Origin of the sequence: Mesorhizobium sp. M0293 (genome assembly GCF_040321735.1) — a bacterium.
Classification (GTDB): domain Bacteria; phylum Pseudomonadota; class Alphaproteobacteria; order Rhizobiales; family Rhizobiaceae; genus Mesorhizobium.
In genome coordinates this window covers 1-26364 of sequence record NZ_JAMYSA010000014.1, presented here as the reverse complement: position 1 = coordinate 26364, position 26364 = coordinate 1, and the positions used below count along the sequence as shown (strand labels likewise).

Annotated in this window: 24 protein-coding genes; 3 read left to right on the top strand and 21 right to left on the bottom strand. The window is 62.7% G+C overall.

What is annotated here, in order from left to right:
• Nucleotides 1-174 precede the first annotated feature (174 nt).
• From NKJ06_RS08105 to NKJ06_RS08035, 15 genes are all read right to left on the bottom strand, one after another.
• Nucleotides 175-945 carry a lytic transglycosylase domain-containing protein gene (locus NKJ06_RS08105; protein ID WP_352809566.1) on the bottom strand — a complete coding sequence of 257 codons (771 nt, stop codon included), beginning with the start codon at nt 943-945 and terminating at the stop codon, nt 175-177.
• A gap of 3 nt (nt 946-948) precedes the next feature.
• Nucleotides 949-1284: a DUF736 domain-containing protein gene (locus tag NKJ06_RS08100; RefSeq protein WP_352809564.1), complete on the bottom strand. Its 336-nt coding sequence runs from the start codon at nt 1282-1284 to the stop codon at nt 949-951.
• A 69-nt stretch (nt 1285-1353) separates the two neighbouring features.
• Entirely contained in the window at nt 1354-1899 is a 546-nt protein-coding gene (locus NKJ06_RS08095) for a S26 family signal peptidase (protein ID WP_352809563.1), read from the bottom strand.
• Nucleotides 1896-2417, bottom strand: coding sequence for a DUF2840 domain-containing protein (locus NKJ06_RS08090; RefSeq protein WP_352809561.1), 522 nt, complete (start codon nt 2415-2417; stop codon nt 1896-1898). Before NKJ06_RS08090 ends, NKJ06_RS08095 begins: the two co-directional genes overlap by 4 nt.
• On the bottom strand, nt 2414-2656 hold the full coding sequence (locus NKJ06_RS08085; protein WP_352809560.1) for a hypothetical protein: 243 nt from the start codon (nt 2654-2656) through the stop codon (nt 2414-2416). Before NKJ06_RS08085 ends, NKJ06_RS08090 begins: the two co-directional genes overlap by 4 nt.
• Entirely contained in the window at nt 2653-3813 is a 1161-nt protein-coding gene (locus tag NKJ06_RS08080; RefSeq protein ID WP_352809559.1) for a replication initiator protein A, read from the bottom strand. The genes NKJ06_RS08085 and NKJ06_RS08080 overlap by 4 nt, the downstream gene beginning before the upstream one ends.
• A gap of 18 nt (nt 3814-3831) precedes the next feature.
• Nucleotides 3832-4113 carry a helix-turn-helix transcriptional regulator gene (locus NKJ06_RS08075; RefSeq protein ID WP_352677189.1) on the bottom strand — a complete coding sequence of 94 codons (282 nt, stop codon included), beginning with the start codon at nt 4111-4113 and terminating at the stop codon, nt 3832-3834.
• A gap of 141 nt (nt 4114-4254) precedes the next feature.
• Complete coding sequence (locus NKJ06_RS08070) at nt 4255-4800, bottom strand: DUF2285 domain-containing protein (RefSeq protein ID WP_352809558.1); 546 nt, start codon at nt 4798-4800, stop codon at nt 4255-4257.
• On the bottom strand, nt 4772-5020 hold the full coding sequence (locus NKJ06_RS08065; protein WP_008877977.1) for a transcriptional regulator domain-containing protein: 249 nt from the start codon (nt 5018-5020) through the stop codon (nt 4772-4774). Before NKJ06_RS08065 ends, NKJ06_RS08070 begins: the two co-directional genes overlap by 29 nt.
• Nucleotides 5021-5154: 134 nt before the next feature.
• Complete coding sequence (locus NKJ06_RS08060) at nt 5155-5415, bottom strand: DNA -binding domain-containing protein (RefSeq protein ID WP_352809556.1); 261 nt, start codon at nt 5413-5415, stop codon at nt 5155-5157.
• A 174-nt stretch (nt 5416-5589) separates the two neighbouring features.
• Nucleotides 5590-5916: a DUF736 domain-containing protein gene (locus NKJ06_RS08055; protein ID WP_352809554.1), complete on the bottom strand. Its 327-nt coding sequence runs from the start codon at nt 5914-5916 to the stop codon at nt 5590-5592.
• A 611-nt stretch (nt 5917-6527) separates the two neighbouring features.
• The gene (locus NKJ06_RS08050; protein ID WP_352809552.1) at nt 6528-6968 is read right to left on the bottom strand and encodes a hypothetical protein; all 441 of its coding nucleotides are present in this window, start codon (nt 6966-6968) and stop codon (nt 6528-6530) included.
• 134 nt (nt 6969-7102) lie between these two features.
• Complete coding sequence (locus NKJ06_RS08045) at nt 7103-7270, bottom strand: hypothetical protein (protein ID WP_352809550.1); 168 nt, start codon at nt 7268-7270, stop codon at nt 7103-7105.
• 538 nt (nt 7271-7808) lie between these two features.
• The gene (locus tag NKJ06_RS08040) at nt 7809-8069 is read right to left on the bottom strand and encodes a DUF4242 domain-containing protein (protein WP_352809548.1); all 261 of its coding nucleotides are present in this window, start codon (nt 8067-8069) and stop codon (nt 7809-7811) included.
• A gap of 50 nt (nt 8070-8119) precedes the next feature.
• Nucleotides 8120-11674 carry an adenylate/guanylate cyclase domain-containing protein gene (locus tag NKJ06_RS08035; RefSeq protein WP_352809546.1) on the bottom strand — a complete coding sequence of 1185 codons (3555 nt, stop codon included), beginning with the start codon at nt 11672-11674 and terminating at the stop codon, nt 8120-8122.
• Nucleotides 11675-11953: 279 nt separating this feature from the next.
• On the opposite strand from NKJ06_RS08035, the gene NKJ06_RS08030 reads away from it, so the two are divergent.
• Nucleotides 11954-12367: an FAD-binding oxidoreductase gene (locus NKJ06_RS08030; RefSeq protein ID WP_352809544.1), complete on the top strand. Its 414-nt coding sequence runs from the start codon at nt 11954-11956 to the stop codon at nt 12365-12367.
• On the top strand, nt 12292-13323 hold the full coding sequence (locus tag NKJ06_RS08025) for an FAD-binding oxidoreductase (protein ID WP_352809542.1): 1032 nt from the start codon (nt 12292-12294) through the stop codon (nt 13321-13323). Before NKJ06_RS08030 ends, NKJ06_RS08025 begins: the two co-directional genes overlap by 76 nt.
• A gap of 153 nt (nt 13324-13476) precedes the next feature.
• On the opposite strand, the gene NKJ06_RS08020 is transcribed toward NKJ06_RS08025, so the two are convergent.
• Nucleotides 13477-14382, bottom strand: coding sequence for a proline iminopeptidase-family hydrolase (locus tag NKJ06_RS08020; RefSeq protein WP_352809540.1), 906 nt, complete (start codon nt 14380-14382; stop codon nt 13477-13479).
• Between the two features lie 707 nt (nt 14383-15089).
• Between NKJ06_RS08020 and NKJ06_RS08015 the strand changes: the two genes are divergently transcribed.
• Nucleotides 15090-18425 carry an AAA family ATPase gene (locus NKJ06_RS08015; RefSeq protein WP_352809538.1) on the top strand — a complete coding sequence of 1112 codons (3336 nt, stop codon included), beginning with the start codon at nt 15090-15092 and terminating at the stop codon, nt 18423-18425.
• Between the two features lie 354 nt (nt 18426-18779).
• Here the strand turns inward: NKJ06_RS08015 and NKJ06_RS08010 are convergent, their stop codons facing one another.
• The 5 genes from NKJ06_RS08010 to NKJ06_RS07990 all read right to left on the bottom strand — a co-directional run bounded on the left by NKJ06_RS08010 (nt 18780) and on the right by NKJ06_RS07990 (nt 26270).
• A complete protein-coding gene (locus tag NKJ06_RS08010; RefSeq protein ID WP_352809537.1) occupies nt 18780-19700 on the bottom strand; it encodes a DUF2493 domain-containing protein in 921 nt (306 codons plus the stop codon).
• Nucleotides 19701-20041: 341 nt separating this feature from the next.
• Nucleotides 20042-21082, bottom strand: coding sequence for a DUF7146 domain-containing protein (locus NKJ06_RS08005; protein ID WP_502905598.1), 1041 nt, complete (start codon nt 21080-21082; stop codon nt 20042-20044).
• The gene (locus NKJ06_RS08000; RefSeq protein ID WP_352809535.1) at nt 21082-25410 is read right to left on the bottom strand and encodes a strawberry notch-like NTP hydrolase domain-containing protein; all 4329 of its coding nucleotides are present in this window, start codon (nt 25408-25410) and stop codon (nt 21082-21084) included. Before NKJ06_RS08000 ends, NKJ06_RS08005 begins: the two co-directional genes overlap by 1 nt.
• A 171-nt stretch (nt 25411-25581) precedes the next feature.
• Nucleotides 25582-25848, bottom strand: a complete 267-nt coding sequence (locus NKJ06_RS07995; RefSeq protein ID WP_352809533.1) for a DUF6117 family protein — start codon at nt 25846-25848, stop codon at nt 25582-25584.
• Nucleotides 25845-26270, bottom strand: coding sequence for a hypothetical protein (locus NKJ06_RS07990; protein WP_352809531.1), 426 nt, complete (start codon nt 26268-26270; stop codon nt 25845-25847). The genes NKJ06_RS07995 and NKJ06_RS07990 overlap by 4 nt, the downstream gene beginning before the upstream one ends.
• Nucleotides 26271-26364: the final 94 nt, after the last annotated feature.

The following is a 26364-nucleotide window of genomic DNA, read 5'->3' as shown; positions in this document are numbered from 1 at the left end:
GCCTGTTAGCACCTCGCGGAAATCCTGCATAACCCATTGAAACAACACGACCGATCGACGCCGCACCTCGCGGCCTTTTATCTCGCCATCTTCCGGTTGCTCTGCCCACCTTCCGCCTCCATCCACGCCACGGTGCGCTGGAACTTGCGGCTGCGCGAAGACGCCCGTGCGCGCTCATGGCTGGACCCCTTCGCCCGCGCGCGCCACGAAGAGGCCTTCGGACAGCGGCACGATGGCGGAGACATCGCGCACGGTGGGTGCGGAGTTCGCGTCATTTGGTGGTCGCTCGGTCGGCACGAGAGCGACAGCTTGTATGCGATCCGGCTGACCGACGAAGAGCGAGCCGTGTTTCCACGGAATGGCCTCGACAGACGTGACTGCGAAAGGGCGGGTGGTTGCGCGACCTCCGGCAAGCGGGGCAAGTGCTGCGACATAGGCGCGGGTCTCGGCCGGCAACGGACGCCCAGTGAGGTAGGCTTCGTAGCGTGCAGGTCCCGCGTTGTAGGCGGCCAAAAACCCCGGTGAGCCGTAGCGATCGTGCAGTTCGCGCAGATACGCCGTTCCGGCCAGGATATTGTCGCGGGGATCGAATGGATCGCGGCCAAGCGACCAGCGGGCGCGCAGATCATCCCATGTGCCGGGCATGATCTGCATCAAGCCGCGGGCGCCTGCGCTGGAGACGGCGCGCACATCGTCCGCACTCTCCTTGCGCATGATGGCGCGTATCAACGCGGTCGGAACGCCGAAGCGGTGCGAGGCTTCTGCGATATGCGCGCCGAACGGATCGAGTTGGGACGACCGCGCGACGGCCAAGTCCTGCGCCACTGTCGCCGCCGGCATGACGGTCGCGACGGACAGGCCGCAAAGGAGGAGCAGAGCCATGCGCCGGGCAGCACGAAGCCGCCGGGCACCGCGATGGCTCGTCGACGAACGGCGAGCGCGCATCGTTCAATCCTTCTCGCTGCGGTCGCGCGGGCGCGCCCAGTGCAGCGACCAGGACGTTTTGTCGTCACCATTGCGAAAGAGGTTCGCGCGTATCGGCTGCGCAAAGGTCGGGCCGTCGAGCTGGATCGAGACATAGTCGCCGGCCTTTTCGCTGGAGCGTTTCCAGCCGGCGCCGATCTCGGGGCCGTCCTCGCTTCCGGCGTGAACGCGGTAGTCAGGCGCATTCTCCGTTTCGCTCGCCTCTGCCGCCACAATGGCGATCTCGAGGTTGAGGCTGAGCGTGTGGATGCGCCCGCTATAGCCAGTCTTCTGGCGCGTGAACTCTCCAATCTGTTGCATGTCAGGCTCCTGTTTTCAGTGGTGCGGTGATGAAGGCTGGCGGCACGACGCGCGCCGCCGGTCGCGCGCTCACCGCGTTGGCGCGCGCCCTTCGAAGCGGCCGCGGCCGTCCTCGTCTGTCCACAGTGGGACGGCGCGGCCGATGATCTGACTGGTGGAGAGGAGGCCGAAGTAACGTCCGTCGAGGCTGTCGCGGACCTGCCGGTTCATCAGGAAGACTTCCCCGGTCGAGACGCGGCGGCAGCCCTTCCAGACCGGCAGGTCTCGGCCGGCCCGATCACGCTCGAGCGCCGCGCCCGCCTCGATACCATCGACAGTGATGGTCAGATTCGAGCGACAGACTCGTTGCCCGGACACGCCAAGGATGCGCTTCAACAGGGGCACGCCCCTCGGCAGATAGCCGCGATCAGTGAGGAAGTCCGCGAGTGGCTCGGGCGCGTTGACGGCGACAAGATCGGTGACCTCGAAGGGTCCGTCGAAGTCGATCGTGTAGAAGCCGATCGGTGCGCTGGCTGACGCATTCCAGATGAGCTTCGTGGGCATCGAAGTAAGGGCGGGATAGCCGACGCCCATGGTTGCGAGAACGCTAGCGAGGATGATCCCGGCGCGCGTCACGGCTCGGTCCTCTTGCGCAGCAGGAAGGCGCGATGTTGGTCGAATGTGTAGCTGCGCGGCGTGTGGCCGGCGGTTATCCGGTTGTGGATGTGCCGCCAATGATCGGGCGACACCAACTCGGGCTCGATGTCGAGGCGCTGGATGGCGTCGATCGCCTGCAGCACGCTCTCGACCTTGGGCCAGCTCTCGACCTTCAGCAGGATATCGCCGCCGGGGCGCACGAAGGGCAGTGTCTGATAGGCTTCGCCAGGTGCTACCGCACGCACGATATCGATGCGCGAGATGATCGTTCCAAAATCGTTCGCGGCCCAGCGCACGAACGCAAAGACCGTGCCGGGGCGATAGAACAGGATGCGCCGGCGACGATCAACAATCTGTTCGTGGACGTGCGTGCCGAACCGTATCCAGTTCTCGATCCTCTTCTCGACCCAGGTCAGTTCGACATGGATGAGATTGTCGGTAGCGTGGTGCGTGGACGGGAACGCGCCGCGCATGCGGGGAGCCGCAATGCCAATCATTTCGGTTCTCCTGATGCGGTGGGAAATGCGCGCGCGAGCCGCGCGCGCAGCGTGTTGGGGACGATGAAGTCGTGCTCGAAAGCGGCGATGCGTGCGCGCTCCTGAGTCGTCATGTCGGTGGTCGGGCGCACGACGAAGGTCGCGAATTGATTTCCCTTGCAGGTCAATTCACCGGCGAGAAGCAGCGTCAAAGTTGCCTTGCCGACACAGCTCTTTCGATTGAGGAGTGCGGCGATCATCGGGTGGCTCCCGAGCGCGGATCAAGAGGTGGATTGGGGGCTTCGGAGACGCTGGTTGCCGTGTTGCGACCGCCAGAAACCGTCGACGTGTTCGGGGTTTTGTTGGTGGTTACGCTGAGTGCGTGGTTGGCTCGCCGGACGAGCCTCTGCACATCGCGCGTACGCGCTTCAAGGTTAGATTCTGGGTTAGAGTCTAAGTTAAGGGCGCGATTTCGGTTTTGGTTTCCTAGGGTTAGACCCCGTTTGGGTTCCTGATAGCACGAGCCTGCGGTTCCCGATGGCACGATAGGTCCGGTTCCTGATAGCACGAGGCCGTCCACAGGCCCTCCACAGGAGCCGATCCGCTCGAAGGCGAGCAGCACCCGGCCGCCAATCTCTACTTCGAGCGCAAGCGTGTAGCCGGGTAGCGGCTGGCGGCGGATGATGTCGCGCAGATCGAAGGCGAAGCGCTTGTAGGGTGAGAGGCTGCCGGATTTCTGATGAAGGTGGCGGAAGTCGAAGCGCCAGCCGTCGCGCTGGCGTCCGCCATGCTTGCGCACCAGCCGATAGAGCCAGCGCTCAAGCCCGCCAGTCAGGTCGAAATAGGCGCGATCGATCGTCAGCACGAGCGCGTCATCGAGGACTGCCTGGTAGAACCAGTCGGGGACGATCAACTCGATCCCCGCGGGTTTGCCATGGCGGTCAATGCGCTCCTGCCACTCATTGATCCATGAGAAGCGGTGACGCCGGCCTTCGGCGGGCTGACGGATCGTCGTCGAGACGGTGGTCGACTGCAGACGATCAAGCCCCGCCTTCAGGCGCTGATAGTCGCGCAGGCTCTTGCCGCGGCCGACGAACATGAGGATCTCATAGGGGGTGGTGGCCATCAGCCGCGAGGTGCGAAGGCCGGCGTCGCGCGCCTCGACGATCTGGCTCGCGGCCCAGATCAGGATGTCGGCGTCCCAGATGGTCGCCATCCCATGATCGGGTACGGCTTCGACCCGGACCGTGACGTTGCCGGCCGTGAAGTCGATCGGCGCGACGCGATGGGTCTTGGAAAGGGAGAAGAACGGATAGGCCATGAGATCCTGCGCGTCTCGTGGGGCGAAGTCGCCAGGCAGCGCTCGGAACAGGTCGAGCTGCCCGCGCTCCGAAAGGGTTTGGTTTCGCGCCACCATTTGGAAATCCGCGCGCGGTCAGCGTGCGTATCGTCCGCCATGCGCCGGCGGCGTCGGTGTGTGACGCTTGGCGGGCAGGACCAACCCACGCGGATCGGATGTAGAGGTGACAGCGCCGCGTTCGGCCCAGGCCTGAAGATCGTCCACGGCATAGACAACACGGCCGCCGAGCTTGCGGTAGGAAGGACCAGTGCCATAGGTCCGGTGCTTTTCGAGCGTGCGGGCGGACAGGCTGAGGAAATCCGCGGCTTCCTTGGTGCGCAGGAAGCGCGGCGGCAGAACGGCGATATCGGGTCGCATGGGTCGGACCTCCGTGGGGTTTTGGGCAGCCGCTGGCGTTCAGCGGTGGACGGCGACCACGGTGGCGGAGAATGGGCTTCGCAAGGGATGGGGAAGTTGAGGGAGGCTAAAATCCCACCCCCCTGTCCAGTGTCACAACCGCTACGATCGGCGGCGATGACGCAGGATCTGCAAATAGCCGCCGCCGATCATGGCGGTGGCGCCCTCGACCAGGCCGATCACCGCATCGCGCAACGCCGAGGTCTTCCAAGGATCGGCGGCGATGCGCTTGTGTCCGTAGAACGCAATCGCAATGTCGCGGTAGCTCGCGCCGTTCGCACGGCCGTCAGCGGCCTGCATCATCAGACGGCAACGGCGGCGCTGCTGTGGCGTCATACGCGTGTCCGAAGCCGTTGGGCGCCCCTGCCAGGCACGCCAGAAACGGGTGAGTGTTTCGATCCGTCCTAACGTTTCTGCGTCCAACGGAATCAACGCCGCCAGTTGGCTGTGCGGGTCACTGCCTGGCAGAAGGAGAAGTTGGGTCGCGACACCTGCACTATGGACAGTGTGGCGTCCTTCCGGGCTGTCGTGGACCACACCCAGGCCGGTCAACGGCGCCGATCGCAAGGACGACAGGAATTCCGGCGCCGGCACGAGAGAAACCACAGCTGGATCGACGTCAGGCGACCACAGAACGTCTTGCGCCAAGGCGGACAAATCCGGCCTGGCCGGGAAATCGTAACCCCCACAGCCGCTGTGTCTCAGGGTGGAAGGGTGCTTTTTCGGCTCTTGTGGTCAGGAGCGCTTGGTAGTGCCGTTGATAGGGTTCGTGACGCCGCAGACACTCCCAGGCGAGCCCTTCGATGGGTAATGTATCGAAATAATCATAGCTGGCATTGTCTCGCCAATGCGACGTATCCGGCCTCATCCAAGAGCTCCTCGCAAACAACGCGTAGACCCCGCCTCCAAACGATTCCGGGTTGTAGCGATTGGCGGAAGACCCTTGCCGGGCATCGGGTGCTGCCACTTCGGCATCACCCGCGAACCACAGGCGCTGTGGTTCTAGTTGCCGGGTCGACGCAAGAGATGACGGTAGCCTGCACGCGCCATCCAGCGCGCTCGCGCCAGATGGCTGTCGTGGATGCGCCGGGCGCGTTGCGGCTCCTTCGTCAGATCAATGCCGAAGAGGATTTCGACCACCTCGCGCCAGTCGGCGCCGTCGTCGGCGGCGTCAAGCAGGCGTACATAGAGCTTGACGTGTTCCCGATCGTATTCGGTGAGTTCGTCACCCGTCGGCGCGGTGTCATCAAACGGCTCGATCATCGCTTGCCCTCGTCTTCACAAAGTGAGCCTGCATTTTATAGAAACAATTCTGCCGGCGGAGGATGGTTGATCAGCATCAGGCGATGCGGTTTCGGCATCGCTCTCGGCTTAAGGAACCACCCGGACGTCCGCGGACGAAGGCCCCGACCTTCCGGCCGGGGCCTGCGCGGGTCCTCAGTCACCCCGCCGCGCGTTCGGGCGGGACCAGATGAGCGAAAAGCCCTCACCTTCCTCATCGTCGAAGAGGTTGGCGTAGATCGGGGCGTTGAAGCTCGGATCGTCGAGCTTGAGACCCAGATAGTCGCGGCCCTCGTTGGAGGTCTTCGACCATGCGGCGCCGATCTCGGCGCGGCCGACCAGCACCCGGTGGCTGGGAGCGTTCTCGCCAGTGGCGCGTGTGTCTGGGGCGATGCGCACGTTCTTGGCCTGGACGCTGAGGGTGACGATTTCGCCGATGAACTCGTTCGCGGTGGTCTTCTTGAAGGTGCCGATGGTAGCCATTGTAAGTCTCCGTTTTCTGTTCCCGAGCCCGCACCATGCGGCCTCGATGGCGATCGGTTGGCCGGAGGCGACCGACGACGCATCGCTTGCGACCGGAGCAACGCGGAGGACGGCGCAGGAACGGCTTTCTTGTCACGCGAGGAATGGCGGCGCTCGGGGTCCCCATGCGCTTGCGGCATGGGGTGGGAGCCGGCAGGGGAAGAAAGTCGAGACGCGCCGTTGCGGCCTAGGCGGTCGAGGCTTCAGCCGTCCTTCGGCCAGATCAACCCATTGAAGAGGCCGTTTGGAGCGCTCTTGGGACAGATTGGCAACGGAGACGTTGGCGTGCAACGCGCCTCCGGCAGATCGCTACAGGCTTCACCGGCATCGCCCACGCATTCCATTCACAGATCCCGCGCACCTGCAACCCCGCCGCCACCGCCCGCGCTGCCGTCCTGCTACCGACCGGTCGGCCTGCCATGGGCATCGACCGAAGAGAGTCCAAGTCCACAGACGGGGCCGCGCCGGCACGTGGCCGCTCGATCCTGGCATGGAACCCGATTGCTCCAACCACCGACAATGAGGTGGCTAGGCCTTCGTCGGTCTGGTCCACCCGCCTCGCCCGCGCGGGTCTAGGCTCGAACCACGTCCCTGCCGGATTGGTCGGCGGCTGTCATGCCCGCGACCCGGAGATATGCCGTGACGCCGACGGCGGTCGCGCCAATGACGGAAAAGACGATCTGCCAGGTTTCCGAAGGTATCATGTGCTTCGCGATGCCATGAGTAGCATGGTAGCCGGCAACCATCGCAGGCGCGATGAAGACCAGCGTGATCGCCAGCTTGGCCCACATGGGCCTGATAACGCCGAGGAGGATTTGGACGACGCCGAGCGTCAACCCGGCCGCGAGGCTGCCGACGAGGATCGCGCCAAGCCAGCCGGCACCGGTGTTGAATGCCCAAGTGCCTGCGCTGACCCCGACGAACAACGGGAGGACGAAGATAGCAAGCGTAAAGAGCAACCAGCACAAGATGCCGATGGCCGCGATACAGAGGAAAATGCCAAGGATGATCATGGTGGTGTCTCCGAGAGAGATCTCTGGTGATTGCGCCTTCCACCACCACCTCGGCGCAGTGCAGAAGATAGCAACGAAAACCACGGCCGAAAACTGCCAAAGCTCTTGCTTCGCCAAGGGCAACGTTCGCCCCGTCATGGGGCGAACGGGTCGATTTCGCTGATGATGGCGGTGTCGTCGCCGTCATACTCGTTCGCGGGCACGACCGAGAGAGTGCCGTCGCCAGCACGAAAGATGATGATGGCGACCATGAGAGTGGCGGCGAGGCTGAAGGCGAATGCATGTGCGTCGGTGAAGGACATCGATCCCGCTCCTGCTTGAAGCGGAGGACCATCCCCCGCTGACAGGCGCCCGATGTGTTCGGCCGATGGCCGCGATCACCGCGAAGGCGAAGCTGGAGCGGCGGCACGCTTCGCGTAGTCCGACCCCTTGCGGGTTGATGGCATCAGGCCGTCGGCCGGACCAAGGATCAGCGTCGTATGGAGGGGTGGTACTGTGCTCCTGGAAGTGACGGACGATCTCCGAAGCCGCCCGCGCCATTCCTCGCGAACGCTGCACCTCGGCTCGAAGCGTGTCGAAGACTGATTTCCCCGTTCGGCGGAAAGCCGCCCACATTGCGCCGGGGTGGTCATCGGCCGCCAGTTTCGAATGACCGAAGTTGGGCCGGAAGATGACCGACTGGTTTTAGGTCAAGGGTGCGAAGAAGCGGACATTCCGCTACGATGCCACCTCGGCGTATTCCCTACGGTCAATCGGTCGGAAAGCGGATGCTCAGGTGCATTACCAAAGCGGCCTCCGGCTTTTGGCGTAATCGCGACGTTTTTGCCGGGCAGGATTGTGCTACGAGAACATATTCGGCCCAATCTCGCCACCAATTTCAATGATCGCGTCTGCGGGGATGTTGTTCCTTCGTGCCGCAGCCCGAATAGCCTCCGGGTTAGGCGCCTCGTAAAGGCAATAGCTCTTTTTCTTGTCGGCGCTGAGGAACGAGAAAATCCACTGCACGCCTTCCTGGTCATTGATCAAATTGACACTCTCAATTCCCTCCTTTGTGAGGTTGAGCTGTTCCGCGAACTCCCTTTCGATGACGTAGCGTGGCATGAGCATGCTCCTTCTCAACCGTGGTGATGCAGCGAGGCATGAGAGCCTACCTAGTGAAGCGTTGACTCCAGCCTCTTCTGCAAACGGACCATACCCAGTTCAGCCGCAGTCACCGAGGCTTGCTCCGAAAGTGACATTGCCCTCTCAATCGCTTTCTTGCTACCTCTTTTCATAAGCAAGTTCGCATATTCAGCCTGGGAATGCGCCAGCCAAGGTCGTGATTCGCTGGCTGCGTTCATATCCATCGCATGCTCGAAGTGCTCGGCGGCCTTCCCAAAGTCGCCTAGCGATGCCGACAACATTCCTAGATAGCGACTTGCCGCTCCAAAGCAGACTGTTGCGACCCCTGCCGTGATCGTCATATCCTTGTAGGCGAGCATAAGGTTGTAGATTGTCCGTGCCGCCTCCGTGTCGCCCAGACTAACAGCAACCTCAGCCACGAATGAGAGCGATGCGCTTCGCTTTCCATCCGGCGGCATTGCGAAATTAGCACGCGCTAGTTCACTCAACCTGCGTTGCGCTGCGTCCCGATAGCCCAAATCGGCCGCAACCAGCGCAAACCCTGGCAACCATGTGGTCTCATCCGGATTTTCATCGATGAGATTCTTCATCACCGGAGCCACCTCTGACAGGCGATTCTGTTCGCGTCGGATCGTGAACATCTGCATGCCATAGACGCCTTCGACTTCCGCGCCATGCGTCTGTCTGCCCAGACTCAACGCTTCTCCAGCCAGCTTCTCGGCGGTGATGAACCTTCCATCGAGGATGGCCATCATCGCCCTCGCGTTCCACGCAAGCCATAGAATGTTGAGCCGTTGGCGCAACGTTCCCAAGTCTTCCAGCCCGTCCACGGCTTGATCGGCGCGCGCGCGGTCGCCAAGCTCAGTCGAGACGTAGACGTCAAGCGCGAGAGCGCGGCCGCGCAGGTCATCGTCGTTGATGCCGGCCGCGAGGCGCTTTATCTCATCTACCCGCGCCATTAGTTGAGTTGCCTCTGCCGCGGACTTCACTGTCCGGGGCGTTAAGAAAGGCAGGACAGAAAGTTCAAAAAGCGAAGCTTGGTCGCCTAGTTGCCGAGCCAAGTTGACCCCTTCTGCGTGACATTTGGCGCTGTTCTTGCTGTCGCTGAGGTAAAAATATGCACGCGCGAGGCGGCTGAGGAGCTGGCTCCGCGACCTCCGATCATCGGGCTCGAGCATACCCATTGCTTCAGTGAGCAGCTGAAGCGATTCGTCTAGCCGCTTCGAAGACAGGAACTGGGCGCCGTCAAAACCAAGAGCAGAACGAACGAACGCCTTCGTGTCATGGGTCTCGCGAGCCAAGTGCGCGGTCAGCTTGTATTTTGCCACTGAGTCCGACAAGCGGCCTGCGGCACTCAGTGCCTCGCCGAGCTTTAGGGTCGCCTCGAGCACTTCCTTTTGCCGGGGCGGTCCTCCCGGCAGGTGCTCCGCGATGGCGACAGCGTTCTGAAAGTGATCGACCGCCTCATAGTTGGCTGATTGCCCTAACGCCCGTTCACCGGCCTTCATCCAGTATGGCAGCGCGAGCGCACCTTGCTGTGCCTTGACATAATGCTGGGCGATGAGCTCGGGTTGGGTGACGATGAGATCCGGATATGCGTCGATGAGCGCATTAGCGATGGCTTCATGATATTGACGGCGCCTTTTGCTGAGCAGCGATTGGTATGCCGTATCCTGAATGAGGGCATGTCGGAATACCAGCGCGTCTCGCACCACACCGCCGACGACAACGAGCTGGGTAGACATGAGCTGATTGAGCGCTTCGCCGAGAGTTGGGTCATCGAGACCGGCAACCTTGGAAAGAAGGCCGCGGTCAAATTCCCGGCCTATGACAGAGGCGATTTGCACCACCTCCTTGGCGGCCGCTGTCAAACGGTCAAGTCGGGCCATGAGAGATCCCTGCAGACTGTCGGGAATCTCAACGTTGAGAGACGCCGCCTTTCCGCTTTCCAGAATCGAACGTGTCAATTCTTCCGCGAATAGCGGCACACCATCCGTTCGCTCCACGATCCTGTCGGCAAGCTGATCCGGAACGTCTGCGAGCATCGAGTCGATCAGCTCGCGCATCTGTTGCTTCGTCAGCCGACCAATGGCCAGCGTCGTCACGTGCACTAGCCCCGTGGCCCAGGTCGGCGTCCATTCGGGCCGGTGCGTTACGACGACAAGGACGGCCGCGCCATGCATGCGACGGACAACCTCTGTGAGAAATTCATTGGTCGACGGATCGATCCAGTGAGCATCCTCAACAACAAACAAAACGGGCGCCATCTTTGCCGCGAGCAGCACCCGGTTCGCCAGTGTGCGGACGATCAGTTCTTTGCGCTGTTGGGCGGAGAGATCGAGCGGCGTGAATTCACTGGCTAGGTCCAGCGAGAGCAGCTCGGCATATATCGAGCCGACTTCTGAGGGATCTTCGCCGTAACGTTGAACAATTGCGCGCAACTTCTCGGCTCGAATCAGAGGTTCGTCGGCGGCTGAAAGACCTGCCAGCCGGCTCAGGCGCTGAATGATGGGATAGAAGGCCGAGGTGGAGTGATACGGCGAACATTGCAGTCGTATTAACTCGGGCTGGTTCTCATGCAACCGTTCCTGAAGCGCGTCGACGAGGCGCGATTTCCCGATTCCCGCCTCTCCCGATACAAAGACTGCTTGGCCTTGGCCGTTTTTAGCCAATTCCCAGCGATCCAGCAGCATTCCAATTTCACTGCTGCGGCCAACGAATTTTGAGCGCGCACTAGTTTGCGCGGCATCGAAACGGCTTTCCACTTCTCGTTCGCCGTGGACCGCAAACAGGGCAATAGGCAATCGAAAGCCTTTCAATTCCTGCGCGCCGAGACTCTCGATCTCGAAGGATTGCCCCGCGAGCCGCCGCGTGGCGTCTGCCACCACGATCTGGCCAGGCGCAGCAGCAGCTTGCAGGCGAGCTGCGAGATTCGGAGTATCTCCTGCGATTGAGGCCCGCTCGTTTGCGCTGCTGCCGGCGATATCGCCGACGACCACGTGCCCCGATGCAATGCCGATCCGCGCCTTCAATTGCTCGCCGCTGGGGGACTGGAAGGCCTCGACTGCAGCGAGGGCCTCAAGGCCTGCACGAATGGCACGCTCGGCATGGTCCTCGTAAGCCATGGGCCATCCAAAATATGCAAGCACGCCGTCCCCTAGATATTTCGCGACGTAGCCTCCAAAGCGCGTGATCGCGCCTGCAACACTGTCCTGATAGCGCCGCGTAAGCTCATGCATGTCTTCGGGGTCGAGTTGGGCAGATAGCGCAGTCGACCCGACCAGGTCACAGAAGAGCACACTAAGCAGCCGCCGGTCTGCAGTCGGTTCCTGAGGGAGGTCGCTGGCCTGAAGTTCCGAACCCGCAGGAGAAGGTGAAGGGACCAGGGACCCGGTGAGATTTGGCTGAGCAAGTCCGGTAACAGCAGCCAGGATAATTTTGCGATGCCCCAGTGAGACACCAAGCTCCTGGAGGTCGCGTTCAGTGACATGAGGGAGCGCTCGCAGGTCGACGTCGTTTTGGACGAACGCCTCCAGGTATTTGCCGAGGCCGAGCTGGCTCAGCCAGTCTTCGATCGTCTGCATCGAGCGTTTTGCCCATGTCACCATGCTAAACTAGCGCGAAGGTAGCCGTAGCACCATGCCGCACTAAGGATCAGCTTAGTTGCGATGAGGCCTCATTTCACGAATTCCCTTGGACCAAGCGCTAATTTTCGGGCAAAGTAGGCGTTATTCGTAAGCGACGGCTGCCGGTCAACATTGTCAGCTAGGCGGGCCGTGCCGGGAGGCGGCGAGCCAGAAACTATCTGATCAACCTTCGATCCGAACTCGGAAACTCGGTATTGGGATTTCTCGGGGGGTGGAATGAACCGCGGTGCAATTGCCAAATTCGCGCAGGATCTCCGAGGCACGCTAATCGGTCGCGATGCCGACTATGATGAAGCTCGCAAGCTCTATAATGGCATGATCGACAAGCGGCCTCTTCTAATTGCTCGCTGCATGGACGTCGCCGATGTGATTGCTGCGGTGAACTTCGGCCGCGACAGCCAACTCCCGATAGCAATCCGCGGCGGCGGTCACAACGGACCGGGGTTCGGCGGTGTCGACGACGGCCTCGTGATCGACCTCTCGACGATGAAGGGCGTTCGCGTCGATCCACAGAACCGCACGGTGCGGGTCGGGCCTGTTGCACGACAGGCGACGTGGATCATGCTACCCACGCCTTTGGCCAGGCAGTGCCGTTCGGCATCATCTCGACCACGGGGGTCGCCGGTCTGACGCTGAGCGGCGGCCACGGCTACCTCAGCCGGCAGTATGGGCTTGCCGTCGACAATCTTATCGAAGGCGACGTGGTGCTGGCCAACGGAAGTTTCATAACAGCGAGTGAAACGGGGAACATGGATCTCTTGTGGGCGCTTCGCGGAGGCGGCGGCAATTTCGGCATCGTGACCAGCTTCCTGTTTCGCACGCACCCGGCGAAAATGCTCTATGGCGGACCGATCGTCTTCGACCTTGGTGATGCCGCGGAGATTATGCGCTGGTATCGCGATTTCCAGGCGAATGCTCCGGAGGATTTCTACATCTTCCTCGGACTGCAATCGGTGCCCGGCGGCGATCCATTCCCGCAGGAGCACTGGAACAAGAAGATGTGCGTCCTCCTTGTCGCGCATAACGGCGAGGGTGGCGAAGCGGCCGTCAATGCCATCCGGGCGGCTCTCCCCAAGCCACTCATCGACTGGGCGGGCCCGATTCCTTACACGGGGTTGCAGACCTTATTCGACGCGCTCTATCCGGCCGGACAGCAATGGTATTGGAAGGGCGACTTTGTCCGAGCGCTGCCAGATGCCGCCATCGATGCCCATCTCCTGCATGCAAGCAGGGCCGGCCCGGCGTCGTGCATGCATCTTTACCCAATCGACGGGGCGGTGCATCGCCGAGGCAAGGGCGACAGCGCCTGGAACGCTCGTGATGTGACCTGGTCCATGGTGATCGCCGGGATAGATCCCGATCCGGGAATGGCGCCAGTCCTCAAGAAATGGGCCACCGACTACTGGAAAGCTGTGCATCCGTTCGACCTCGGCGGCGCGTATCCCAACTTCATGATGGATGACGAAGGCGAAGAGCGCGTCCAGGCGAGCTTCGGCGACAATTACCCGCGCCTCGTCGCGCTAAAGGGCAAGTTCGACCCTGCCAACCTTTTCCACATCAACCAGAACATCCGCCCGGCCACCTAGTGGTCAAATCTAGCGTTTGGTACCCGACACGAAAGACCACCCCTACCCTATCGGACCTTCCTTCAACGACGTCATAGCGCAGGCCCTGACCCAACCCAGACGTTCACGCTGCGCTTTTGTTGGTCGCGCACACGCCGCGCATTCGCATGCTACTCAATCCGCGTGATCGTCGAGGAAGGACTGAAGCACCGCGAAGTAAGCCTCCGGCTCCTCCCAGAAAGGCATATGCGCGCTGTTGGAGAAGATGGTGATCCGGCTGTTCGGCAGCGCTTGGTGGATCAGCCGCGAGCAGGCAGGCGTCAGCGCGTCATGCAGGCCGCACAACACAAGCGCCGGCTGGGTGATGCGAGGCAGCTGATCAACCCGGTTCCAGTTTCTGATGCTGCCCGTGAAGTAAAAAACGTTGGGTCCCTGGATGGTCTTGAAGGGAGCCGGGTTGAGGTCTGCTCCCGAACGCAGCAGAGCTTCCGGCCAGATCTGCAGTCGGTAGATATGACGATAGGTCAGGATCTCGATGGCAGCCTTGTATTCTGGATGGTCGAGAGTGCCCTCGGCCTCATGTCGCAGCATCATGGCGACGGTTTCGCTACCGAGCGCGCCACGGAGCCTGTCGAATTCTCCAAGGAGGTGGGGAATATTCGCGGCACTATCGACAAGGATCAATGTCTTGAACGCATCGGGATACGACAGCGCATATTCGATGCCGAGCATCGTACCCCAAGACTGTCCTAACAAATGGACCTTGCCGAGGTCCAGGGTCGTGCGGACGATCTCGACCTCCTCGACGTAGCGTTCCAGCGTCCAGAGGCTGTTGTCGTCAGGCCTGTCCGAGGCGCCGCACCCGAGCTGGTCGTAGCAAACGACGCGATAGCGACCGCCGCCAAGCCGGGAGTGACTGTCGCGGATGTAGTCGCAGGGAGCGCCGGGACCGCCATTCAGGCAGAACAGCACCTCCTCGCCGGCGCCGAAGCTGTAGGTCACCAGCTCATATCCGTGCACCGGAACTCGTGTGATCCGATCTGCCTTCCGATAGGAGGTCTGCTCGCCAAATTCGAGCATTCTGACAAGAGCCTTTCCCTCGAACTAAGCCCTCAGCTTACGACGGCATCTACTTCCAAATCGACGTTGGCGACGAACCCACGTTGAGTTTGCACCATTGGATGAACGCTGACTAGGAGGATGCCAAAGCCGCAGATGGCGAGTAGCGCCGTCTCCTCCTCCCGGCTGGCACTGGCAGAGTGCGGCGCGGCGCAAAGCTGTGGACCGTCGCAGGCTCGACCTTCAAGGCCGAGACCTATCGCTTCCGTCGCCTGCCCCAACCAACGGACGAGGAGCTGGAGGCTGGGCCAGGCACCCGGCAGGAACTGTCCATCTCCCTCCCTGGGGATAGCGACTGGTGCAAGCAGTTCGTCGGTGAGCAGTTGGTCACGGTGCGCACCAGACGGGGCTTCTCGCCCTGGAACGGCAGAAGCTTCGCGAACGCAATGAAGCCCTCGACTGCCGCGTGTATGCCAGAACGCCTATCTGCCCGTTCACGAGTTAGACGACGACAGCGAGACCGATGGGCCTAAGCCCATGGGCTTCCGCGATCACCTAACGCTTTGCTGTCAAAAGCGTCACCGCAGCGGTAACCATGTCGGACTCCAAGCCCCCAATTCTTCGAAAGGGACCTCCAGCTTCGACGGAAATCCGAGTCTACAGCATTTCCCTGGCATCTGAGTTAATATTGCGGCTGAGGGACCCGAATTCAGCCTTGGGAGAGCTGTGTGGATGTTGCCGCTTGGTTGCGAGGCCTCGGCCTCCAGCAATACGAGCAGGCATTTCGCGACAACGCGATTGACGCGGAAGTCCTGCCAGAGCTGACTGATGCCGACCTCGAGAAGCTCGGTATGCTCCTCGGTCATCGCAAGCGATTCCGCAAGGCGGTAGTGGGGCTGGGGCCATCGTCGAGCCATCCCGACACGAGCACCGATGACATCGCGGCTCAGAGCCGCACCCGAGAGCCAAGCGCGGAGCGTCGACAGCTGACCGTCATGTTCGTGGATCTCGTCGGCTCGACGGCTCTGGCGACGCGTCTGGATCCCGAGGATCTGCGTGAGACCATCGGAGCGTATCACCGCTGCGTCGCCGATACGGTCGTCCACTTCGGCGGCTTTGTCGCCAAATATATGGGCGACGGAATCTTGGTGTATTTCGGCTACCCGCAGGCGAACGAGAACGCCGCCGAGCAGGCGGTGCGCGCTGGCCTTGCTCTCGTCAATGCCGTTAGGCGACTGCCAGAGCCCGAGCCATTGCGGGTTCGTATCGGCATTGGCACCGGACAGGTCGTCGTTGGCGATCTGATCACCGCCGGCGAAGGGCAAGAGCGCGGCGTCGTGGGCGAGACCCCGAACCTCGCCGCTCGCCTGCAAGCTCTTGCCGAACCCGACGCGGTCGTGATCGGGCCGCAAACGCGGCAGCTGGTCGGCGATCTTTTCGAATATCGCGATCTTGGCGCGGTCGAGGTGAAAGGCTTTCCGGAGCCGATCCATCCCTATCAAGTGTTTCGTGAAAGCGCTGTCGAAAGCCGGTTCGAGGCGCTGCATGGGACGACGCCCACGCCGCTGGTCGGGCGTGAGGAGGAAGTTGAGCTGTTACAGCGCCACTGGCATCGCGCGAAAAGTGGTGAAGGTCGTGTGGTGCTGCTCTCAGGCGAGCCCGGCATCGGAAAGTCGCGCCTCACCGTCACCTTGCAGGAGCGGATCCAGAAGGAGCCACACACGCGCTTGCGCTATTTCTGTTCGCCGCACCATCAAGACAGCGCGCTCCACCCGACCATTGCGCAGCTAGAACGTGCCGCCGGGTTGGAGCGCGACGACCCACCTGAGAGCAAGCTGGATAAGCTTGCGGCGCTGCTTGCCCCGGCCTCGCCGGAGGACGTGGCGCTGCTGGCCGAGCTGCTGTCGTTGCCGACCGAAGGCCGTTTCCCGCCTCTCCAACTGACGCCCCAGCGTAAGAAAGAGGAGACCTTCGATGCGCTGCTCCGGCAGCTCGAAGACCTAGCGCGACAAGGTCCGGTGCTGATGCTCTTCGAGGATGTCCACTGGATCGACCCCAGCTCGCGCGAGCTGCTCGACCTGGTAGTCGAGCGGGTGCAGCGCCTGCCAGTGCTGCTTCTCCTCACGTTCCGCCCCGAGTTTCAACCGCCTTGGACCGGGCAGGCGCACGTCACTGTTCTTGTCCTCAACCGGCTCGACCGTCGTGACGGCGCCGCGCTGGTCCAGCGGGTCATCGGCACCGGGGAGCTGCCGAGCGACGTTGTCGCGGAGATCATCGAGCGCACTGATGGGGTGCCACTGTTCGTCGAGGAGCTGACCAAGGCGGTGTTGGAGGGCGGCAACGCCAGGACAGTGCTCTCAAGTGCTGCTGCGACGGCGTCGAACGTTCCCGCCACGCTGCATGCCTCGTTGATGGCGCGGCTCGATCGCCTCGGCTCAACCGTCAAGGAAGTCACTCAGGTCGGCGCGGTTCTCGGTCGGGAGTTCTCCTACGAATTGCTGGCAGCGGTCGCACAGCGAAATGCCGCTGATCTAAATGGCGCACTGGATCAACTCGTCGGCGCCGGTCTGGTGTTCTGCCGAGGGACACGGCCACTGGCCACTTACCTCTTCAAGCATGCGCTCGTTCAGGACGCAGCGTATGGCACGCTGCTGCGCGGCAAGCGCCAGGAGATACATAAGCGTGTCGCAGACGTGTTGGAGGAAAAGTGGCCCGAGATCACTGAAGCGCAACCCGAGCTCCTCGCCCACCACCTACAGGAAGCTGGGGATTGGGCGGGCGCGCTCGATCACTGGCAAAAAGCGGGAGGGGCCGCCGTGGCCAGAGCTGCCACTCGGGAAGCCGTGTCGCACTTTGCCAGTGCCATTGACTGCAGCAGGAGACTTGGCGATGTGTCCGGCGGCGCCGAACGGATGACACGTCTCCACCTTGCGATGGCCAATGCCTTGATGCAGGCTGAAGGGTATCGTTCTGAGCGCCTTGGGAAGACGCTTGAAGATGCACGTCTTGCCGCCGCGAACACTGCTTTGGTCGAATTGCAATGTGACGTTGCGCTTTCACTCGCTCCGTTTTTTTATGCCACTGGGCGCAATCACGATTACCTGACCCTGGCCGAAGAGCAGCTCGCAAACTGTGCCGATCTCCTTCCAACGGCCTATCTGAGTGGTCTTTGGGCAACCAAGGGGATTGCTCATTTCAACCGGGGAGAACAACCGCAGGCAGCGGAGGCTTTGCGGAATGCCTTAGATCTGATTGATCGTGTTGACCCAAGTCGTCGTATTTTGTTCGCCGGTGCGGATCAACGTGTCTCTACCCAGGACTATCTTAGTGGTTCGCTGATCATTTTGGGCTTCATCGATGTTGCAGTCGAAGAGAACGAGCGCTTACTTCGAAATGTTGACCAATTCGACAGGCCCTTCGACTTAGCCTGGCATCTTCTCGCTCAGTGCGATTTGTGTGCACTGGTCGGTCAATACGAGGAACTCCTTGAGAACGCTACGAAGATCATCGAGATTTGCGAACGACATGGCTACACCGCGCGTCGAAGTAGCGCCATAAGGTGGCGTGGCCATGCCCGCTCGCATTTAGGTGAACTGGATGCCGGCATCGATGACGTCCGGGAGAGCATGGTTCTTTGGCGTGGGCAGGGCGTCGTATTTCATACGCCTGAGAAAACATGCGAACTTTGTGATCTTCTCCTGCGGGCCGGTCGCATCGAAGACGCATCGCAAATGCTTGATGATGTCGATACCCTCGTTTTCGATACCGACGAGGCGAGCTACCTAGCAGAATGTATTCGCCTTCGTGGCCAAATCGCCGCGGCCAGAGATGACCTGACGGGTGCCGCGCACCTATTCGAAACAGCAATTGCCACTGCCCGTCGGCAGCAAGCGAAACTCTTCGAGCTTCGCGCCGCAACGCAACTAGCACCAGTTCTGGCACGTCAAGGTCGTGTCCATGAGGCCGCGAGGCGTCTGCAAGCGGTGGTCCACACATTTAACACTAGGTACCCAATCGTCGACCTCATCGCGGCACAAAGGGCGCTGGATGCCCTGAGCCGTTGAGGTCGCACCATCAGCGTCGGTTCCGACAACGTAGTTTGCCTCGATTTGATGCAAGCTAGGCTCATTGCGAACCCGAGACGCGCGTTCGTCCGTTTGGACTGGAATGTATCGGAATGGTTGAGATGAGACGTTCACCCTTGTCCCCGCGTAGGTCGGAACATGGCGCGAACATGACCTCCAGCATTGTCAACCGCGATGTCCGCTTATGGGCTATGGCAAAGGTTGCCTCTATGACTGAGATTGGGCGCGAAGCCGCCGTTCGCGTCGTGAAAGACGTACTTCCACTTCGGTGAGATTGTGGAATAGCGGTGACCAAACCTGGACTGAGATTTCGGTGGGTCAAAAAGGCGGCGCTCACGAGCCGCCTAATCGATAGACCGGGATGCCGAGCTTGCGGGCCTTGTCCGCGAGGTTCTCCTGAATGCCGGTGCCCGGAAAGATGATGACGCCGATCGGCATGACCGCCAACATCTGGTCGTTGCGCTTGAAAGGAGCCGCCTTGGCATGTTTGCTCCAGTCGGGCTTGAAGGCGACCTGCGGAACCTTGCGATGATCGGCCCAGCGGGCGGCGATCTTTTCGGCGCCTTTCGGTGATCCGCCGTGCATCAGCACCATGTCGGGGTGCTTGGCACGGATTTGGTCGAGCTTTGCCCAGATCAGCTCGTGATCGGCGGTATCGCCGCCGGAGAAGGCGATCTTGGGGCCAGCGGGCAACATGACCTCGGTTTCCGCGCGCCGCCTGGCCGCGAGGAAGTCGCGGCTATCGATCATTGCGGCGGTGAGATGGTGGTGGTTGATCATCGATCCCGTGCGCGGTCGCCAGGCCGAGCCGGTGTACTGATCGTAATGGTCGGCGGCCTGGTCACGCATAAGCTCGAAGGCATCGCGCCGTTCGATCATGGTTTGGCCCTGGGCGGTGAGTGTCTCGAGTTCAACCGCCTTGATCTCGCTGCCGTCCTGTTCGCGCTGCAGGCGGCGCTGGGCCTGCTCGTTGTCGTCCAGTTGCCGCTCGACCCGTTGTGCAGCTCGGTGGAAGACATTGGTGACGGACCAGAGCAGGTCATCAAGGTCGGGTTCGAGGCGCGTGTCGGCCAGGGTGCCGATGAGGGCGTCAAAGATGTCGGCCACGGCTCCGGCCACGTGGTCGCCACCGGGGAGCGGTCGCGGATCGGGCTCGTCCGCAAATGGGCGCCAGCCATAGAGCTGGAGTTCGGTGAGGATGTGATCGGTTGAAGAAGCGGCGTGGTGCGGTTCAATGTCGTCGTGCTCGCTCATGGGAAGCTCCCTTCGGTTTGACCGCGACCCTCGCGGCCTTCATGGCGACGAGAGCCCACGGGCGGGTTGGCCCGACACCCGAAGCGAAGCGGAGGGCCGGAGCGCAGCGGAGGATGGCGGCGGCCGGCTATTTTGCATCGCGATGGAAAGGCGTCGCGCCCAATCGCTGCCATTCGCGAGTAGTCGTGCGCCGCCGGAAAATAGTCGGCCGCCGCCATTGCCTGGCCGGCCAGTTCGTGGGCCCGATCGCCCTCTCGAAGGCCGGGTCGCGGTTCTCTGCCGGCGGGCTACGCATCCATGCGCCGCACCGGCACCGTGCGCCGCGCGCTTCCCCTCACGGCTCATGCCGCCTGTGTCAGATAGCGGATACGATCTTTGCGCATGAGCTGGTCCGCAATCGAGGCCCGGAAGTCGGCAAGTCCGAAATGGCGGAGGTCTTCGTTGAAGTCCTCCGTCTCCGGCGACAGCACGATTGCCTCGATTCCGGCGTCCGTCGCGCGCTCGAACAGGCTGTCTCGGGCACCGTCACCGGCCGGATCGTTGTCGCGGATGACATAGAGCCGCTGCAGGTTCGGCGGGAACAGGATGGCAGCAAGATGGGCTGCCGAGAGTGCTGCCGCCATCGCCATGTCGGGCAAGACGCATCTGAGCGATAGCGTCGTCTCGATGCCTTCGCCTGCCGCCATAACGCTGCCGGGTACGCCGAAGCGGACGGCATGACCGAGAAGGTCACCCATTGCCCGACGCGGCGTGTCGACGGGTGCCTTGCCGGTGCCGTCCGGGGCTAGCCAGGTGCGGTGCGCGCCGGTCAGACGTCCATCGAGGTCGGTAACCGCGGCGATCATCGCCGGCCAGGTCTCGGTAGCTCCATGATCGTCGGGCCGGTAGTAGCAGTGTGGATGGAACTGCAAGGCTGCGGTTCCGTGCAAAGTCGTAATGGCACGTCCACGCAAATACGTTTCCACGAGGGTGCCGATAATGGGCTTCGACATGGCGACAAGTCGGCGAGCCGCTTCCGGAGATCCGATCGGAGTTGGAAGGCGCGTCGTCGCCTCTTTAGGCCGTAGTGGCTCAGAAGGCGGTATGGCGAGGAAGGCCCGCGCCTCGCCGACCACGTCCTTGAAGTCGACGAGAGCCAAGGATTCACGGATGACATCGAGCAGGTCGCCATGCTCGCCGGTAGCGGCGTCGGTCCATTTGCCTGGCGGTCCCTTCGGGGATGGCTGCAGACGCACGAACATCGAGCGGCCCGGCGAATTGCGGACGTCGCCGACGGTCCAATAGTTGCCCTGGCGACGGCCATTGGAGAGGTAGTGGCGGCACACCGCCTCGGCATATTCGCCGAGGCGGTGTGCGAGGTCGGATGCAGCGTGACGCGGAATCATGCAGCCTCCCGCTCATTGACCCGCTCGATTGGGAAGCGGTCGAGCACGCGCTCCAGCACGGCGAGCCCGTTGGCGTCGATCGGCACGAACATCCTGAGCTTCCACGAAATGATCTCGTGGAAGAGACCGTAGGCGGTGAGGCGTTCGCGCATCATGTCGGTGAAGCCGGACAATTCGATGCGCCATGCGCCCATGACGCGGCTGCGGCGAAGCTGGAGATCCTCGGCAAGATCGAGGATGGTCGAGCCGTCCATCAGAGCCGCAAACGCCTGCTCCGGCGATAGCGCAACCACGTTCGTCGCAGAGGCGTTGGCGGCCCATGCCGGCGAGACGCGGCGGCCGATGAGGCGCTCGCCCTCGTCGGTCTGAAGTCGATAAACGCGGGTCGACTCGCTGGGCAGGCGCTTCCAGATCGGCAGCAGCAGGCCGGTGACCATGTGCAAGACCGAGTCCGAAAACTCCGGCACCCCGGCGATTTCGGCCGTCCAGGCAGTTATGAACGCCTCGCGGTCGGCCTCTATCCAGCGTGTTTCGCCCATGGCCTTAAGCGGCATGTTCTGGCCTTCCATCGGCCGGATCAGGCGGACACGTCGCTCAACCTCGCCATCGTCGAGCATGACGCTGGGGGTCGGGATCTGCACGGCGGCGCGGCCCGATTGCTCGTTGATGAGCCGTAAGGCACGCGGATCGCAAAGGTGATGGAGCGCCGCATCGATTGTGACTGGCCGATTGCGCTTGCGTTCGGTGATCGTGAGCAGGCGCGTTTCTGCGCCGGTGCGCGGATGGGTGTAGATCACCTGCCGATCGGTGACGACGAAGTTTTCGGCCTGCAGGGTCTCCAGCCCGGCATCGTAGGTGCCTGACGCGATCGCGCCCTCGATGCGCGCCGCCAGCAGTTGCTCGAAGGCACCGAACAGCACGCCCTGCAACTCGATGGTCAGTGCGAGCAGGCGATTGAGGAAGGTGGTGATCGGCGGCAACTCGTCCTTGATGCCATTGGCATCCATCAGCTTGAGACCCGTCGCCGCCTCGAAACGCTCGAGCGAGCAGCCCTCGACCTTGCCGCGTACGATCAGCAGATAGAGTTGCCGTAGCGCATCGCGGGCATAGTGGCTTTCCAGATTGTCCTCTGGTCGGAACAGGCCCTGGCCGCCCGCCTGGCGCTGGCCGCGCGTGATTGCGCCGAGCGTATCGAGCCTCCGCGCGATCGTCGAGAGGAAGCGCTTTTCCGCCTTCACATTGGTTGAGATCGGCCGGAATAGCGGCGGCTGCGCCTGATTGGTGCGGTGCGTGCGGCCCAGGCCCTGAATGGCGGTGTCGGCCTTCCAGCCGGCTTCGAGCAGGTAGTGCACGCGCAGGCGCCTGTTCCGGGCCGAGAGGTCGGCATGGTACGACCTGCCGGTGCCACCGGCATCGGAGAAGACCAGAACGCGCTTGTGATCGTCCATGAGGGCCTGTGCCTCGGCTAGGTTGGCCGAGCCGGCGCGGTTCTCTACGATCAGGCACTCGCCCTTGCGGACAATGCGCCGCGAGCGGCCTGTGACTTCGGCCACGATGTCCGTGCCGAAATGCTGGACGATCTGGTCGAGCGCGCCGGGGACAGGCGTCAAGCTGGCGAGTTTGACAATCAGCTCGTCGCGCCGGGCGACCGCCTCGCGGCTCTCGACGGGCTGGCCATCGCGGTAGACCGGGCGCGACGACAGATTGCCTTCGGAGTCGGTGAAGGGCTCATAGAGCTGCACCGGGAAGGAATGGGCGAGATAGTCGAGGACGTATTCGCGCGGCGTGATGTCGACTCGGACGTCGTTCCATTCCTCAGTCGGCAGCTCGGCCAGCCGCCGTTCCATGAGCGCCTCGCCCGTCGAGACGATCTGGACAACGGCCGCATGGCCCTCCTCCAGATCGCGGGTGATGGAGCGGATCAGGGTCGGCGTCTTCATGCTGGTCAACAAATGACCGAAGAAGCGCTGCTTGGCGCTTTCAAAAGCGCTGCGCGCGGCCGACTTGGCCTGGGCATTGAGCGTGCCGGTGCTGCCAGTGATGTTGGCCGCCTGCATCGCCGCATCGAGATTGTTGTGGATGACGCCGAAGGCCCCAGCGTACGCGTCATAGATGCGGACCTGTTCGGGCGTCAGCTCATGCTCGAGCAGTTCGTATTCGACGCCGTTGAATGAGAGCGAGCGGGCCGAATAGAGGCCGAGTGCCCTGAGGTCGCGTGCCAGCACTTCCATAGCCGCCACGCCGCCGGCCTCGATCGCCTCGACGAACTCGGCGCGGGTCGAGAATGGAAAATGCTCGCCGCCCCAGAGGCCGAGCCGCTGGGCATAGGCGAGATTGTGCACGGTGGTGGCGCCAGTCGCCGACACATAGACGATGCGGGCATTCGGCAGGGCGTGCTGTAGCCTCAGGCCGGCACGGCCTTGATGGGAGGGAGCGGCGTCGCCGCGTTCGCCCTTGCCGCCACCGGCGTTTTGCATGGCGTGCGCCTCGTCGAAAATGATGACCCCATCGAAATCCGGACCCAACCATTCGACGATTTGTTTGACCCGCGAAACCTTCTCGCCGCGATCGTCTGAGCGTAGCGTGGCATAGGTGGTGAATAGGACGCCTTCCACCAGCGTGACCGGCCTGCCTTGCGGGAAGCGGGAGAGCGGGGTGACCAGCAAGCGCTCCATGCCGAGCGCGGACCAGTCGCGCTGCGCATCCTCGATGAGCTTGTCGGACTTGGAGATCCAGACCGCCTTACGACGGCCCTGCATCCAATTGTCTAGGATTACGGCGGCGGATTCGCGGCCCTTGCCTACCCCCGTACCGTCGCCGATCATGAAGCCTTGCCGGAAGCGCACGGCACCCGCGGTGTCATCGGCCGCGGCGCTAACCACGTCAAAGGTATCGTCGAACGTCCAGGCGCCGGCGAGATACTCGGCATGAGCCTCGCCGGCATAGATGACGGTCTCGAGCTGCGCGTCCGAGAGCAGGTCAAGGACGTTCTTCGGCAGGCGCGGCCGGTAGCTCGGCTTGGGTGGCGCCACCGAGGCCATGGCCGCCGATTGAACGAGCTGGGTGGGGTGAGCCCGCGAGCCGGGGATGCGGATCGCCTGAAGCTGGTAGGCCTCATAGATGGCGTCGCTGATCTGACCCCCCTCGGCCGCCTGCCAGTCGACAGCCTCATAAGCGAGGTCGATGGCTTCCGGTTCGGCGATCGACATGCGTGGCGTGGTTCTCGCCGAGCGTTTGAGATAGCCGTGCACGGTGCGGGGCGCGGCGACCGCCGATGCCACGCTCGAAACGGCGGCCATCACGACCGGCGGCCGCGCGGGAAGGCGCTCCTCAATCCACGTGAGGAGCGTTGCCGCATCCGGAGCGATGCCGGGAGCATCCGGGAAGACGGTGGGATCGTCCGCCGGCAGCTTGTCGATGACGGTGAGGCGTGTCGGAAAGGTCGTGCCATGCTTGGCGTAGGCCGAGCCGTCGATGGCGGCGGAGAAGACGACGCGGCCACGTTCCTGCAGGCGAGTGAAGGCCGGGGTCCAGGCCGGACTGTCGGCCGCGAAGCTCGCCCCAGTGATCGTCACCAGCCGCCCACCGGGCGCAAGGCGCGCCAGCGCCGAGGCGATGTGCCGCAAGGCCGCGTCGGCCATGCGGCCCTCGACTTTGGCCATGACCGAAAAGGGCGGGTTCATCAGCACCACGCTCGGCACGGCGCCGGGATCGAGATGGTCGTCGATCTGGGCGGCGTCGAAGCGGCTGGCGGAGACGGCCGGAAAGAGGCGGGAGAGAAGTGCCGCGCGCGTCTTGGCAAGCTCGTTGAGGATGAGCGAGGCGCCGGCTATCTCGGCCAGGATGGCGAGCAGCCCGGTGCCGGCGGAAGGCTCCAGCACACGGTCGCCGGGCGTGATGGCGGCGGCCGTTGCGGCGACCAGGCCGAGCGGAATCGGCGTCGAGAACTGCTGGAAGGTCTGTGCTTCTTCGGACCGGCGCGTATGCGTCGGCATGAGCCCTGCGATCTTCGACAAAGCGGACAGCCGTGCAGCCGGAGATTCGGCTTTGCGGGAGAGCGCCTTTCCGTACTTGCGGAGGAAAAGGACCGTTGCGGCCTCGCAGGCATCGTAGGCCTGCTTCCAGTCCCAGGCGCCGGCGGCGTCGGAGGCGCCGAATGCGGCTTCCATCGCCGAGCGCAGCTTTGTCGCGTCGATGCACTCGCCGCGTTCGAGACGGGGAAGCAGCAGGCCGGCGGCGGCGAAGATAGCGCCGGCTGCACGGGTTTGGGCGAGCGGGAGCGGCGCGGCGGTTGGAACCGTCGCAGCGGGCGAGATCATGTACATGGTGTGAACCTCGGGAGAGCGGGACAGGACCGAGCCGCGCGGCGCTCTCTCTGGACCGCACGGATTCAAACCCATCCCGGCCCGCCTCTCCCTCTCAGGTCCCGCCGAAGCTAAAATGAAACAAGCGCCCCGCCATGAGGTGGAGCGCTTGCCGGTATCAACCGATCTCGATCATATTCCGCCGTCAGGCTCCGACGTCTCTCGGAAACCTTTGGCGTCGTCGGGATCGGGCGGCAGGTAGGCATCATAGGGATTGCCGTCGGCAAGATGACCGAACGGCGTGAACACGTAGTCCGCGCCCTCCCGCCCGACCGCGCAGATTACATAACGCCGCTGCCCGGTCGCCGCGTCGGCGCATTCCATCAACGCGAGGTTGCCGTCGCCGGCGGCACGAAGCAGCGTCTGGAAGTTGCTGCGGGCATGGTCGGAAATGCTCATGGCAAGTCCTTCGCATCTCCGGGTTCAACTGGATCGCGGGCGCCCGCGAGGATCGCTTCGCCGCGCGCGATCGCCCATTCGGCCTTGCCGAGCCACCCCGGCGGCGTCGGTCGGCGGGCCTTAGCATCGCCGACAATGATCTTGAGCAAGCCCAGCATGAGTTCGAATTGTGCGGCCTTGCGCTGCACCGCTTCCCCAAAATGTGCAGGAACCGGAATGGCCTGTCCACGATACGCGGCACCGGCACCCTCCCATATGGCGGTGACATGGGTTTCGCCCGAGGACTCGCAATCCTCCCGCTGACCCGACCAGTCAGTGTCCTCGATGGCAAATCGGCACGCGACGTCGGGTGTCTCAGCCAAATAGGTTGAATGCCGGAACACTGGCAGGTGGTACGTCGTCTCGATGGTGAATTGCGGCATTTGCTGCTCGTGAATACTCCACCGCCTAAAGGCGGTGGCTTCAAGTTACGGCTTAAAGCCGGATCGGTCCGCCGTCCGGCGGACAGGGCGCGAA

Excerpts from the sequence above, each read along its gene's own strand:
- NKJ06_RS08105 (WP_352809566.1), bottom strand. The coding sequence starts at position 945 with ATGCGCGCTCGCCGTTCGTCGACGAGCCATCGCGGTGCCCGGCGGCTT.
- NKJ06_RS08100 (WP_352809564.1), bottom strand. The coding sequence starts at position 1,284 with ATGCAACAGATTGGAGAGTTCACGCGCCAGAAGACTGGCTATAGCGGG.
- NKJ06_RS08090 (WP_352809561.1), bottom strand. The coding sequence starts at position 2,417 with ATGATTGGCATTGCGGCTCCCCGCATGCGCGGCGCGTTCCCGTCCACG.
- NKJ06_RS08085 (WP_352809560.1), bottom strand. The coding sequence starts at position 2,656 with ATGATCGCCGCACTCCTCAATCGAAAGAGCTGTGTCGGCAAGGCAACT.
- NKJ06_RS08080 (WP_352809559.1), bottom strand. The coding sequence starts at position 3,813 with ATGGTGGCGCGAAACCAAACCCTTTCGGAGCGCGGGCAGCTCGACCTG.
- NKJ06_RS08075 (WP_352677189.1), bottom strand. The coding sequence starts at position 4,113 with ATGCGACCCGATATCGCCGTTCTGCCGCCGCGCTTCCTGCGCACCAAG.
- NKJ06_RS08065 (WP_008877977.1), bottom strand. The coding sequence starts at position 5,020 with ATGAGGCCGGATACGTCGCATTGGCGAGACAATGCCAGCTATGATTAT.
- NKJ06_RS08060 (WP_352809556.1), bottom strand. The coding sequence starts at position 5,415 with ATGATCGAGCCGTTTGATGACACCGCGCCGACGGGTGACGAACTCACC.
- NKJ06_RS08055 (WP_352809554.1), bottom strand. The coding sequence starts at position 5,916 with ATGGCTACCATCGGCACCTTCAAGAAGACCACCGCGAACGAGTTCATC.
- NKJ06_RS08050 (WP_352809552.1), bottom strand. The coding sequence starts at position 6,968 with ATGATCATCCTTGGCATTTTCCTCTGTATCGCGGCCATCGGCATCTTG.
- NKJ06_RS08045 (WP_352809550.1), bottom strand. The coding sequence starts at position 7,270 with ATGTCCTTCACCGACGCACATGCATTCGCCTTCAGCCTCGCCGCCACT.
- NKJ06_RS08040 (WP_352809548.1), bottom strand. The coding sequence starts at position 8,069 with ATGCCACGCTACGTCATCGAAAGGGAGTTCGCGGAACAGCTCAACCTC.
- NKJ06_RS08035 (WP_352809546.1), bottom strand. The coding sequence starts at position 11,674 with ATGCAGACGATCGAAGACTGGCTGAGCCAGCTCGGCCTCGGCAAATAC.
- NKJ06_RS08030 (WP_352809544.1), top strand. The coding sequence starts at position 11,954 with ATGAACCGCGGTGCAATTGCCAAATTCGCGCAGGATCTCCGAGGCACG.
- NKJ06_RS08020 (WP_352809540.1), bottom strand. The coding sequence starts at position 14,382 with ATGCTCGAATTTGGCGAGCAGACCTCCTATCGGAAGGCAGATCGGATC.
- NKJ06_RS08010 (WP_352809537.1), bottom strand. The coding sequence starts at position 19,700 with ATGAGCGAGCACGACGACATTGAACCGCACCACGCCGCTTCTTCAACC.
- NKJ06_RS08000 (WP_352809535.1), bottom strand. The coding sequence starts at position 25,410 with ATGTACATGATCTCGCCCGCTGCGACGGTTCCAACCGCCGCGCCGCTC.
- NKJ06_RS07995 (WP_352809533.1), bottom strand. The coding sequence starts at position 25,848 with ATGAGCATTTCCGACCATGCCCGCAGCAACTTCCAGACGCTGCTTCGT.
- NKJ06_RS07990 (WP_352809531.1), bottom strand. The coding sequence starts at position 26,270 with ATGCCGCAATTCACCATCGAGACGACGTACCACCTGCCAGTGTTCCGG.